Annotated in this window: 12 protein-coding genes; 5 read left to right on the top strand and 7 right to left on the bottom strand. The window is 65.2% G+C overall.

Translation table 11 applies throughout. The features are described 5' to 3' along the window. Positions 1–162: 162 nt before the first annotated feature. Entirely contained in the window at positions 163–336 is a 174-nt protein-coding gene (locus tag AB4Y73_RS09950; protein ID WP_441871269.1) for a hypothetical protein, read from the bottom strand. 260 nt (positions 337–596) lie between these two features. Here AB4Y73_RS09950 and AB4Y73_RS09945 point away from each other — a divergent pair, with 260 nt between their 5' ends. After that, entirely contained in the window at positions 597–1,571 is a 975-nt protein-coding gene (locus AB4Y73_RS09945; protein WP_441871268.1) for a trypsin-like serine peptidase, read from the top strand. Positions 1,572–1,904: 333 nt separating this feature from the next. Here the strand turns inward: AB4Y73_RS09945 and purH are convergent, their stop codons facing one another. Further along, positions 1,905–3,590, bottom strand: a complete 1,686-nt coding sequence (gene purH / locus AB4Y73_RS09940) for a bifunctional phosphoribosylaminoimidazolecarboxamide formyltransferase/IMP cyclohydrolase (protein WP_441871267.1) — start codon at positions 3,588–3,590, stop codon at positions 1,905–1,907. A 191-nt stretch (positions 3,591–3,781) separates the two neighbouring features. Here purH and AB4Y73_RS09935 point away from each other — a divergent pair, with 191 nt between their 5' ends. Then, positions 3,782–5,134: an MFS transporter gene (locus tag AB4Y73_RS09935; protein ID WP_441871266.1), complete on the top strand. Its 1,353-nt coding sequence runs from the start codon at positions 3,782–3,784 to the stop codon at positions 5,132–5,134. 101 nt (positions 5,135–5,235) lie between these two features. Here AB4Y73_RS09935 and AB4Y73_RS09930 read toward each other — a convergent pair whose 3' ends face one another. Continuing rightward, positions 5,236–6,045, bottom strand: a complete 810-nt coding sequence (locus AB4Y73_RS09930; protein ID WP_441871265.1) for an endonuclease domain-containing protein — start codon at positions 6,043–6,045, stop codon at positions 5,236–5,238. A 246-nt stretch (positions 6,046–6,291) separates the two neighbouring features. Beyond that, positions 6,292–6,873 (bottom strand): phosphoribosylglycinamide formyltransferase, encoded by a 582-nt coding sequence (purN, locus tag AB4Y73_RS09925; protein ID WP_441871264.1) that lies wholly within the window; start codon positions 6,871–6,873, stop codon positions 6,292–6,294. A 39-nt stretch (positions 6,874–6,912) separates the two neighbouring features. Between purN and AB4Y73_RS09920 the strand changes: the two genes are divergently transcribed. Beyond that, entirely contained in the window at positions 6,913–7,341 is a 429-nt protein-coding gene (locus tag AB4Y73_RS09920; RefSeq protein WP_441871263.1) for a hypothetical protein, read from the top strand. 25 nt (positions 7,342–7,366) lie between these two features. Here the strand turns inward: AB4Y73_RS09920 and AB4Y73_RS09915 are convergent, their stop codons facing one another. Together AB4Y73_RS09915 and AB4Y73_RS09910 are read right to left on the bottom strand one after the other, a co-directional pair. Next, positions 7,367–7,846, bottom strand: a complete 480-nt coding sequence (locus tag AB4Y73_RS09915; protein WP_441871262.1) for a hypothetical protein — start codon at positions 7,844–7,846, stop codon at positions 7,367–7,369. 96 nt (positions 7,847–7,942) lie between these two features. Further along, positions 7,943–9,253 (bottom strand): cell division protein PerM, encoded by a 1,311-nt coding sequence (locus AB4Y73_RS09910; protein WP_441871417.1) that lies wholly within the window; start codon positions 9,251–9,253, stop codon positions 7,943–7,945. A 349-nt stretch (positions 9,254–9,602) separates the two neighbouring features. Here AB4Y73_RS09910 and AB4Y73_RS09905 point away from each other — a divergent pair, with 349 nt between their 5' ends. Then, positions 9,603–10,064: a DUF4383 domain-containing protein gene (locus tag AB4Y73_RS09905; RefSeq protein WP_441871261.1), complete on the top strand. Its 462-nt coding sequence runs from the start codon at positions 9,603–9,605 to the stop codon at positions 10,062–10,064. A gap of 186 nt (positions 10,065–10,250) precedes the next feature. Then, positions 10,251–11,162: an HNH endonuclease gene (locus AB4Y73_RS09900; RefSeq protein WP_441871260.1), complete on the top strand. Its 912-nt coding sequence runs from the start codon at positions 10,251–10,253 to the stop codon at positions 11,160–11,162. Between the two features lie 121 nt (positions 11,163–11,283). On the opposite strand, the gene AB4Y73_RS09895 is transcribed toward AB4Y73_RS09900, so the two are convergent. After that, a complete protein-coding gene (locus AB4Y73_RS09895) occupies positions 11,284–12,117 on the bottom strand; it encodes a DUF2382 domain-containing protein (RefSeq protein ID WP_441871259.1) in 834 nt (277 codons plus the stop codon). Between the last annotated feature and the right edge of the window lie 119 nt (positions 12,118–12,236).

Below are 12,236 nucleotides of genomic sequence, written 5' to 3'. Positions count from 1 at the left end.
CCCGAGGACACGGCTTTGAGCCCTACCAGGGACGGCCGGGAGCCCGCGTATTACCGCTTGATTGAGGCACTATGCAGCGCACGACGGCGGCCGGAACCCCGCGCGGGGAGGGTCGCCGTCGTGAATTGCCACCGGCAGGAGCCGGCGAAGGTGAGGCGTCAGTCAGCGCCGTTTGTGGGGAAGATCACTTGGCCAGAGCTGCACGTACTTGGGGTCCTGGCGGCGCAGCTCTTCCGTCGCGGTGAATGTGTGGACAGGGTCGACGTCCCGCAACTGGAGAGCCGCCGTGAAGGCCTCCATATCGGGGACTGCGACCTCTGCTCCGTCGGCGGCCATGTGACGGCCGTTTGCTGCGGATCTTTTAGCGGATTTCCAGAATGCAGTCACGATGGGGCCCCAACTTCGCTCGGTGCCCGGAGCCCAGATCGGACAAGTCATTGATAAGAGAAAAGTACCCTTTGACCTGAGCTTTTACCAGAGTGACGCACCACTCGAGACGGTACTACTATTTACAAAAGTCGTGTTGCATCGGTAGGTTCTACTGGTCACGGGCGGGCTCTTTGAGACCGCTCTCTCCCCGTTCAGACAGGACAATCATGACGCGTACCAGGTCCCTGGCGGCCAGCCTCCTCAGCCTTTCGGCAGCTGCCATGTTGGCGCTGGTCGGCGCAGGCACCGCGAATGCCGCGCCGGCGCCGTCGGAGGATAAAACAGCCCCCGTGGTTGCCAGCGCCAGGGTGGACAGCACCGGTGCAGCCGAATACTGGACGGCGGACCGAATGCGCGCCGCGATTCCCGGTGATGCCCTGGCGGGCGCTGCCTCCAAACGCCTTGCCACCCCAACTGAGGCCGTAGCTAAGGGCACGAACACCAAGGTCAAGCCCAGCACGGCAAGCAAAACCAACAGCAGCAGCCCCAAGTTCGCTCGGGAGGCCCCACCGGTGGACCACATCGGCAAGGTCTTTTTCACCATGGGCGGTTTCAACTATGTGTGTTCGGGCAACGCCGTCGCGTCTGCGAACAGAAGCACTGTGGCCACGGCCGGCCATTGCGTCAGCGAAGGCCCTGGCGCGTTCGTTACGAACTTCGCCTTTGTTCCGGCATACGACAACGGCAAAGAGCCCTACGGCAAGTGGACGGCCAAGGCCCTGTACACCACACCACAATGGCAGCAGAAGGGGGACATCGCCTTTGACACCGGCTTTGCGGTGATGGACCCTAACGCGGACGGCGATCTCCTCACCGACGTTGTGGGGGGCTCCGGCGTTGCATTTGGTGTGGAACGCGGCCTGCAGTACACCGCTTATGGCTACCCGGCCTCCGCGCCGTACAACGGCGAACAGCTCTGGAGCTGCCAAGGCACGGGTTCGAACGACACCAAACACCCTGAGTTCAATACCCAGGGCATCCCGTGCACCATGACCGGCGGTTCCTCCGGCGGCCCTTGGTTCCTCAGCAGCGGATTGCAGAACTCCATCAATAGCTACGGCTACAATGACGGCAACGTGATGTACGCACCCTACTGGGGCGAAGTCATCAAGGCGACATACGACATTGCCCAGGCAGCCTAAAAAGTCGCCTTCCCCGGAGCCCCGACCTCGCCAGGGGTGGGGCGAAGGTTCCGTCAGCCACAGCGAATCGGTCCAGACGCACGAGGAAATCCTCGCGTACTGGACTCCGGAGCGGATGGCCGAGGCAAAGCCCCGGGAGCTTCGGATCCCGGAACCCGCTCCAAGTCCCCTGGACGACGACGAAAGCCCAGCACCGGATCCTTCCTGAACCCGCGTTAACGCCCGACGGCGCCTCTCCCCACAAGGGGACAGGCGCCGTCGTTCGTTCAAACCCTGGGCCCACGCCGGCAGGGTTCCCTGACCGAGCTTGCGAGGTGAGGGAACCGGTGGGGATTAGTGGAAGAAGTGGCGGGCACCCGTGAAGTACATGGTGATGCCGGCCGCGTTGGCCGCCGCGACGACTTCCTCGTCCCGGACGGATCCGCCCGGCTGAACAACGGCGCGGACGCCGGCGTCGATCAGGATCTGCAGGCCGTCGGCGAACGGGAAGAACGCGTCCGACGCAGCCACCGCGCCGCGCGCCCGCCGGGGTGCGCCGCTCGCGTCGGCGTTGGTGGCACCGCCGGCACCATCGACGTCGGACTCCACCGAAACGCCCAGCGTGTTGGCCCGCTCCACTGCAAGGCGGCAGGAGTCCAGCCGGTTGACCTGGCCCATGCCGATGCCAACGGCAGCGCCGTTGTCCGCGAGCAGGATGGCGTTGGACTTGGCGGCGCGGCAGGCGGTCCATGCGAAGGCCAGGTCCGCGAGGGTCTTGTCGTCCGCAGCGTCACCGGCGGCGAGGGTCCAATTGGCGGGGTTGTCGCCGTCGGCGTCCACCTTGTCCGTGGCCTGGACCAGCATGCCGCCGGAGACCTGGCGGAACTCTGTGGGATACCGGCCGTAGCCCTCGGGCAGGGCCAGCAGGCGGATGTTTTTCTTCTTGGAGAGGATTTCCACGGCTTCGGGTTCGAAGGCCGGGGCGATGACCACCTCCGTGAAGATGCCGGCGACGGTGCGGGCCATGCCGGCGGTCACGGTGCTGTTGGCGGCGATGACGCCACCGAACGCGGAGACCGGATCGCATGCGTGTGCCTTAGCGTGGGCGTCGGCGATCGGGTCTTCGGCATCGGCCGAGCCGACGGCCACACCGCACGGGTTGGCGTGCTTGATGATGGCGACGGCGGGCTCGGTGAAGTCGAACGCGGCGCGCAGGGCGGCGTCGGCGTCGACGAAGTTGTTGTAGCTCATGGCCTTGCCGTGCAGCTGGTCGGCCTGGGCGATGCCGGCGGGAGCGGCCTTGTCCGCGTACAGCGCGGCCTGCTGGTGCGGGTTTTCGCCGTAACGGAGGACCTCGGAGCGTTCCAGGGACAGCCCGGCATAGGCGGGCCAGTCGATGATGCCGTCGCCGTCCTCATCCTTGAACTGGCTGGCCGTCCAGGTGGCAACTGCGTTGTCGTACGCGGCGGTGTGGGCGAACGCCTTGGCGGCCAGCCGGCGTCGCGTTTTCAAATCAAAGCCGCCCTCAGCCGCTGCGGTGACCACCTGGCCGTAGAAGCCGGGGTCAACCACAATGGCGACGGCGGCGTGGTTCTTCGCTGCCGAACGCACCATGGCGGGACCGCCGATGTCGATCTGCTCCACCACGTCATCCTGCGCGGCGCCGGACTTGACCGTCTCCACGAACGGGTAAAGGTTGACCACCACGAGGTCGAAGGTCTCGATCTCCATTTTGGTCAGGGTTTCCATGTGCGCCGGGACGCGGCGGTCTGCCAGGATGCCGCCGTGGACCCGGGGGTGCAGGGTCTTGACGCGGCCGTCCAGCATTTCCGGGGAGCCGGTGACTTCCTCGACTTCCTGGACCGGGATGCCGGCCGCTGCGATCTTCTTGGCGGTTGAGCCGGTGGAGACAATCTTCACCCCTGCTGCGTGCAGCCCTTTGGCGAGCTCCTCCAGACCGGTCTTGTCGTAGACCGAGATCAGGGCCCGGCGGATGGGAACCCGGTCGATGGATACACGTTCAGGCTGCGTGAAGCTCACAAAAGTCTCCGTCTTATGTCGCGGACCAGTGCCGCGGGTGTGCCGCGGGTGGTGGGGATAGGGTCAGTTTATCGCGTTGTTCCTTGGCTCCGTTTGCGGTGCGGCCCTGCGCGGGCCCCGGACGCGCGCGAACGGACGGAGAGCGGCCCCCTCGACTTCGCGTGCCTCTAAGCTTTAGGCAGGAGGCTGCGATGAATATTTACACCACTGTGCCCAGCGGCGAACAGGTGGTCCAGGAACTGCCGTGGCGCTGGAAGGTCCAGGGCCGGATCTTCGTGATCGGCGGCCTCGGCTTTATGTTCGATGCCTGGGATGTGACGCTGAACGGCATCCTCATCCCGCTGCTCTCCACCCATTGGGCCCTGGCAGCCGGTGAAGTCGCCTGGGTGGGTACGGCCAACCTGATCGGCATGGCGCTGGGCGCCTTTGTGTGGGGAACCATCGCGGACACCATCGGGCGGAAGAAGGCGTTCACGGCAACGCTGCTGATCTTCTCGCTGTTCACCGTGCTCGGTGCCTTCTCCCCTGACTTCATCTGGTTCTGTGTGTTCCGCTTTATGGCCGGCTTCGGTTTGGGCGGCTGCATTCCGGTGGACTACGCGCTGGTTGGGGAGTTCACGCCCCGGAAGCAACGTGGCAAGGTGCTCACCGCGATGGACGGCTGGTGGCCCGTGGGGGCTGCCCTGGCCGGGTTTGTCTCCGCTGCGGTGGTGGGCATCTTCGGGGACTGGCGGCTCACCATGCTGGTGATGGTGCTGCCGGCGCTCCTGGTGTTCTGGATCCGGCGCAGCGTGCCGGAGTCTCCGCTGTTCCTGATCCGGAAGGGCCGCCGGGAGGAAGCCGCCCAGGTCATTGACGATCTCGTGGCAGCCACCGGTGCCGAACCCCGCGCCTACAGCCTGCCCGACGCGCAGGACGTTCCGAGGCTGTCCGCCGGCAGCGCGTGGCATCAGCTGCGCCTGGTGTGGCAGTTCAACTGGAAGATTACGACGACCGCGTGGGCCTTGTTCTTTAGCATCCTGCTGGTCTATTACCTGTCCCTGACGTGGATGCCGAGGATCCTGATCGGTGCCGGTTTCGCCGAGTACAAGGCCTTTGTGACCACGGCGTCCATGTCGGCTGTGGGCCTGCTGGGCGTGGTGGTGGCTGCCCTGCTGGTGGAACGCGTGGGCCGCAAATGGATTCTGGCCATCACGGGCCCGCTCTCCGCGCTGACCCTGGTGATCGTGGCGTTCGTGGTGGACATACCTTCCGCCGCCATCTTCTGGCTGCTGGTGTTCGGCTTTATGGTCCAGGTGGCCATACCGGTGCTCTACGCCTATGTGTCCGAGCTGTACCCCACCGAGCTGCGCGGCACGGGCTTTGGCTGGGCATCCACCTTCTCCCGGCTGGGCGCAGGCTTCGGGCCGCTCATTTTCGCCAACTACTTCTGGCCGGAGCTCGGCCTGGCCACGTCTTTCGCCCTGGCCGGCGGCCTGGTCATGCTGGCGGTGCTGTGGATGGCGTTCTTCTCCCCCGAAACCAGGCTGCGCCGCCTCGAGTAAGTGCCTCCCCGTCTCCTCCCCACTCCCCCTCCCTCCGCCTCCCCCCCAACTAAGTAGCAGCAGATGTCGTTCTGAGGCTTCAAACCGACATCTGCTGCTACTTAGTTGGGCGACCAGCCGCGGTTTAGCAGCGCCGTGCGGACCTTGGCAACGGCGCGCCGCGCGTCGTTCTGCATATGACGCTTGGAAATTCTGACCAGCAACCAGCCCGCCCGCGCGAAATCCTCCTCGCGGGCAATGTCCTTGACGATCTGCGCAACCTCCGAATGGCCTTCGCCCTCGTACTCAACCGCCACGCGTTGCTCCGGGTAGGCAAGATCCGGTTGACGAACGACGCCGGCGCCCAGTTCCGTGGGGACGTTCAGTTCCGGTTCGGGCAGTCCGGCGTACTCGAGTGCCAGCCTCAGTTTGGTTTCTGGAGCGGAATCGGACCCGACACGCGCCTGCTCCAGCGCAACGCGGGCCTTCCGGATTCCTGGAGTTCCTTTGTGCCGGTCCAGCATGTCGGCCAGATCGTCCGGGGTTGCGTAAGGTTCCGCCCGACCCTCGAACTCAGGCCTCGGAATTCTTAAGAGGTGATCCGCAACCACAGTCAGTTCGTCAACGCTCATCTTCCTGGCGCAGTCCAGCCATGTGCGCGTCCGGGTTGTGATGAAGAGGCCGCACAAGGTGGTGATTTCGTCGTCGAAGAACTGCCCGCGATGACCCCTAACTCCGGCGCGACGAGGAATGGCCGTGGTATCCGGCCTGGAAATATGCGTGATGGGATCGTCCGAGCCGGGGAGAAACCCCGGAAAGGACCACAACGTGAAGGCCGTCGCGTGGGAAGCCGCCGAGAATTCCGTTATCAAGGTCAGCGGCCGGACCACCGAGGACAGCTTGGGCGGCGTCCGGTCCAGGGGCTGCCTCATTCCTCGACTCGGTGAGACCAGCGAACGGTGCCGCAACCGCCCAACTGTTACGCCGGCGTCGGCCGCTTCCTGAAAGGTGAACGCCCCAGAGCCAAGCGGTTCCGGTATTGGCTGCGGAGTCTTCATGAGGCCATCGTGACAAAATTTGCGCAGCGCCGCGGAAGTTATCCACAGGGATGCTGATGCAGGCCCAACTAAGTAGCAGCAGATGTCGGTTTGGGGCCTCAAACCGACATCTGCTGCTACTTAGTTGGGAAAGAGGGAACAGGCGGCGGCGAGGGATGCCAGGGTCTGGACCAAGAGCCGGCGCTCCACCACCTTGATGCGCTCGTGCAGGGAGTCCTCGCTGTCCCCCGGCTCAATGGTGACGGCTTCCTGCGCGATGATGGGGCCCGTGTCCACACCGGCGTCGGCCCAGTGCACCGTGCAGCCTGTGACCTTCACGCCGTAGGCCATGGCGTCTCGGACGCCGTGAGCGCCGGGGAAAGCCGGGAGCAGGGCAGGGTGGGTGTTGAGGTACTTGCCGTTGAAGGCATCGATGAAGTCCGCGCTCACTATGCGCATGAACCCGGAGGAGACCACCACATCCGGGGCGTAGGAGGCTACTTTCGCGGTCAGCGCGGCGTCCCATTCATCGCGCGTGGGGAAGGAGTTGAAGTTGACCACGAACGTCTCCAGCCCGGCTTCGGAGGAACGCTCGACGCCGTAGGTTCCCTCGCGGTCGGCACCCACCGCCGCGATCTCCACGGCCAGCTCCCCTGACTTCACGGCGTCGATGACCGCCTGGAGGTTGGAGCCGGTACCGGAAACGAGGACTACGATGCGCATGGGTCTAGCTTATGGGCAGGCTCGCGTAGGCTGGAATCCATGACTACTCCCCCGGAACCAGCTGGCCAGCAGCGGACTAAACCGCAGCTCAGCGAGGCCGCCAAGACCTCGCTCAGCAAGACCCGCAACCTGTTCCGGATCTTCATTCTCACGGTGCTCGGCGCCTTTTTCGTCTACCAGCTGGACGTCAGTTATCTCTGGCTCACCGGCATCCTGACCGCGGCAAGCTTTGTCCTGGGCATCATGTTGCTGGTCCGTGCAGCGAAGCTGAAAGAGTCCAAGCTGATGCTTTTGGGCACCATCGCGGGCTTGGGGGTTTCCCTGATCATGCTGCTGGTTATCCTGGCTTCGGCGGTGTTCTTCAGCCAGATCCAGGAATTCCAGGCCTGCCAGCGGCAAGCCCTGACGGATCAGGCCCAGTCCAACTGCCGCGTCCAGCTGGAACAGTCACTGCCCGGGCTCCGCTAGGGGCTCCAACGCACGGGCCCCGGGGCTACCGGTACCAGCCCACCGCGCGGTCGTAACGGCACTCAAGCGCTCCAGTGCCGGGTTCGTCGCTGCCGCCGGCAGGGAAGTAGATGGCACCGAAGTCGGCCCCCTCAGCCTCAATGCGCCCTTTCGCCCAGATCTGAGCCTGCTCAAGATCCTTTTCCGGGATGGATTCCCGGATGCTGTGGCCCGCGCTGAGGTGGATGTCCAGCTGGTACTCCCCCGGCTGGGATGTTCCGGCGTGAGTTTGCGGGTCCTGTTCGTCGCGCCTGCTGATCAGGACCTGCGCAGAGGCATGCAGAATGGACGGTGTACTGGCGGGCGTACCCTGCTGCTGCTGTTTAATCCGCAGACCGGACGCCACACTCTCCACAGTGTCGTCGTCGGTGACTGCGTAGGCGGATCCACTGACGTCAGCCTCTGAACCTCCGACGCTGATTAAATGCTGGCCGAACTGCTCGGAGCTGGATTGGCTGGAGTTCATGCACCCTCCCTGAGGGTATTCGCGGCAGTTGCCGACCCTGCAACACTAGCCCCAAAACAGGCTGCGAAACCGGATGGCCCCGGACTGATTTGCGAGCTAGGAAACCAGTTCTGCGTCCGCTTCCACCTGCTGCTGGCGTTCCAGCCATGGCCCGGCCGCGTAACCGATGACGACGCCGATCCCCACTTCCGCGGCCAGCCAGAGTCCCAGCCACAAGGGGTCGGGTCCGACGTCGGTGAGGCGTCCCGGTCCCGCAGAGCCGCGGGCCAGCCAGGCCAGCCCCGCCGCCAGCAGGCCCGCCACGGCGCCGATCAGGACCCCGAGCGCCAGGGTGGATGCGGTGGCCGTGAACCAGCGGGCGTGCACTTTGATGGCCAGCCATTCATCGAAGTGGTTTTCGCCTTCGCGCAGGAACCACCAGCCGGCCAGCACACCGGCCAGGACCGGAACCACCAGCGCCACGAACCCGTAGTCCAGCGGACCGGACGGGATCGCCGCAAAGACCGGGATGGCGGGCAGCGGCCCGGTTGCGGTGCCCAGCGGCCCCACCTGGGAGCCGACGCCCATGGCGAAACCGGATCCTGAGATCCAGGCCAGCGCAAAGACCGCCAGGTTCGGCAGGTAGCCGAGCTGCGCGATGGTGAGCGCCGCACCTCCTACCGCGCCGGCGTCGACCGCTTCATACACCGCCAGCACCAGGTTCCAGTGGATGAAAACGTCAACGGCCAGGAGCACGCAGGCGAGCGTCAGCGCGGACACCAGCGCCAGGAAACCGGCCCTGGCGGCGGACCCGAGGTAGGACCCTGCCCAGCGCGAATGCTGGCTGGTGCGCGAGATCCAGTCCACGGCGTCGACGCCGATCAGCCGGCTCCACGAACCGGCCTCGCGCCGCGCCCCGATGGCCATTCCCAGGGCGAACGGGATCAGCGGGATCACCATGGCGTCCCAGATGTTGATGACGACGTCCGGCGTGCGGCACACAAAACCGGTGGCCGCTCCGAAGGCCGAGTAGACCAGCCAGGAACCGAGCAACGCCTGCCAAAGCTGGTCCGTGTAAGAGGCGCGGGCCAGCCGCCGCCCGGCCCGCCAGGCGAGCAGGAACGGGATCAGAGTGAGCCCCAGCGGAATCAGGGTCAGCAGGCCCGAGCTCGCCCTGCCGGCGGCCCCGGTTCCGACGTCGGCCAGTCCCAGCGGGACGCCGTGAACCAGCAGCCACGCCTGGCCGGCGAGCCGGGCCAGTGCGTCGAATGCGGTGTTCCGGAAGCCGCCCGTCGCCCAGACAGCGACGATGGGAACGAGCACCAGAAGCGCAGAAATGATGGCCGCCTGCGCCGTCTCGAGGGCGCCCTGCAGCCATAAGGGCATGGGAAGGCCACGGTCTCCGGTCTGATCAGCGCGCAGTTTCATCGTGTCCCATGGTGTCACGGCCGGGCCCGCCAGCCGGTCTGCGACAGGCTCATTCGGCGAGGAGACGCACCTCACCAGAGTTCGTAGCCCCGTGGCGCTGATCATGAATCCGTGCCCGGCACGCACTTGGGCGCACACCATGGCCGCCGGCAGTGCCAGCTGCAGGGCCGGCCGGAGCGGCAGCGGCAGCAGAACCCTGAGCAGCCGACGACGGCGGGGCCGGCGCCGCCGGTGCGGGCGCCGCCGCCGGGCGTTCACTGAGTCCCGGGGGCCTTGTGCGGGCCGGCTCTTTTTCCACAGGCGCGCCGTAAAATTGGTATGTCCGCAATCAGTGGTTGGAGGCAGAAAAATGACTACCGCATCCCCACATGCACACGGCGTTCATTTCGGGCGCGCAGACGTCCAGAATGTCGGCATGGGTGTAGGTATTCTCATGTTGGCGGTGGGTGTCCTGGGCTTTATCCCCGGCATCACCACCCGGTACGGCGAATTGATGTTCCTTGGGCCTGATTCCCACGCTATGTTCCTTGGTGTGTTCCAGGTGTCCATGCTGCTCAATATTGTGCAGCTGGCCATCGGCGCCACGGGCTGGGCGATGTCCCGGACCGAACACGGTGCGCGTAATTTCCTTATGGGCGCCGGTGCGCTGTACATCATCCTCAGCATTTTCGGGCTCATTGTCGGTGTTGGGTCGGCGGCCAATTTCCTGTCGCTGAACATGACGGACAACTGGACCCACCTGGTGCTGGGCGTAGCGATGATCGCCTGCGGCTGGCTTCTGGCCCGCATCAGGACCGGGGACAGGGCGTAGCCCGGAAAGACAAACCGGGACATAGGAGCCGCGCATGAGGAATGATCCGTAAATTCTGAATATTCGTCCTACTCGCCGGTGCAGTTGCCGCGGTCCCCGCGAACGGCTGCACCGGCTTCTTTGTGCCGTCAGCCGCACGCAGAGGCTGCGGACTAAACCGCCAACCCGCAATGCAACAATTGGCCCATGACCGCCATCATTCTCGGCTGGAACCCGGACCGCACTGAGCAGGACCGCCCGAACGCCGGCCCCGCACTCCGCGAACCCTGGCCGGCCCGCGACCCGTGGCAGGGCCGCAGCTACGCGGCGGCGGTCGAAGAAGTGGCCTCCAGAGGCTTGTCCGTGCACCCTTGGACCGTCCCCGGTGGCGCTGATGTAGGTACCGACGTCTGGCTCGTCCTGGAAGGATCCAACATCCGGGGACTTGCCGGCCACGGCGTGGTTGCCCGCAGCGACGCTGAGCAGCAGCTCGTGGCATTCGATGCGCTCCTGCCGTTGGGCGACCAGGTGCCCGCCGAGGTTCTCACCGAGGCGGTGCCTGGCTTCGCGTGGCACAACACCGGGGCCGAATACGCCGAGCCCGGGCCAGGCGATGAGCTCAACATCCGGGATCTCTGGGCCCGCTTCGGACCGGGCCAAGGACCAGACCCCACCCAGCCAGCACCCGGCACTTACCCCGGGAGCGCCGTCGTCCGCGTTGCAGTGAACCGGTACGAACGCGACCCCGAGGCGCGGCGGGCCTGCATAGCGCACCGCGGGAACAACTGCGCGGTCTGCGGATTCTCCTTCGAGGTGATGTACGGGGAGATCGGTGCTGAATTCATCGACGTCCACCACACGGTGCCCGCCTCGCAGCTCGGCACCAACTACCAGCTGGACCCGCTCACTGATCTGGTCCCGCTCTGCGCCAATTGCCACGCCATGGCCCACTACGGAGTGAACACCGCCAGGACGGAGGTGGAACTCCGCCGGGCCATCGCAAACTCCGGTCATCTTCGCGGAAGCACGGTCTCCCCCGAAGAGCTCGAAGCCCAGCGGATCGCCCGGGAAATCCTGGGCCCCCGAGTTAGGGGTCCGGCACCGGACTCCGGGCCGTGAATACAGCTGGCCCGCCGGCAAGGTCATAAACGAATGACGCCGGAAGCCCCCAAGTTGGCTTCCGGCGTCATTTCGTGGAGAGGACCTCAATTTAAGGGGGCCGCCCCGTTCGATCTTGTGTCTAGCGGCGGCTGTCGTCGATGCCGTCCGTTTCGACGTGTTCCTTGCGGACTTCCTCGTTCACGGTGGCGTCCTCCGTTACGGTGTCCTTGTTCAGGCGGACTCGCTCAACGGGAACGGTTTCCTTCTCCACCACCGGGCGCTCCTCATGAAGGACCACTTCGTGTTCTTCATCGCTGAGGTCAGGACCGCTCATCGCCGCGCCACGGTTCTGCTCCGTGATCGGCTCACGCTCCAGCCGCACTTCCTCGCGCTGCACCGGAACCGTCTTGGTGACGTTTTCGGTGGTGACGTATTTCCGCAGCCGGACCCGCCCAGTGGCCTGCTTCTCGGTACCAACATTAAGGCGTTCCTCGGAGCGCGTCATGGCGTCATCCGTTGTGGGCCCTGAGGTGTCGTGACCCACTGCTCCCGCTGTGGTTCCTCTGCCGGCCGCCGCGCCAGCATTGAGGTCGGCGTCGCCACGGTAGTCGCTGTCCCGAAGCTCGGCGTCGCCACGGGCTTCGGAGTAGGTCCGGGCGCCCTTTTCGTAGTGGGTGTACAGGCGGTCCTCCTCCTCGGGTTCGAGGTGTCCGTCCGTATCCACTCGCGGAGCATCCTTGACATGGTCCTTGGTGTAAGGCACCACCAAATCGTCGCCATCCACCCGCGCCCCGTCAACGGGGACGAAGGACTGCGACGTCCCGAAGAGTCCGGTCTTAACCGTTACCCACGTGGGCTCACCGGTCTCATCGTCAGCGTAGAGCTGGCCGATCGAACCGATCTTGCTGCCGTCCGAGCCAACGACGTTTCCGCTCTTGTTGAGCAGATTTTCAATGTTTTCCCTGTTATGCATGAGGTCTCCTACATGTGTTGGGGATTGGGCTTGCATGGGCCCACGGTACCCGGGGCTCGCGCCTCCGAATCGCTTGGCATCCACCCCATTTGCTTGAGGCTCAGCTACAGCTGCCCTAC

Source organism: Pseudarthrobacter sp. TAF60_1 (genome assembly GCF_052113505.1).
GTDB lineage: Bacteria > Actinomycetota > Actinomycetes > Actinomycetales > Micrococcaceae > Arthrobacter.
This window is presented reverse-complemented; position numbering and strand designations above follow the sequence as displayed.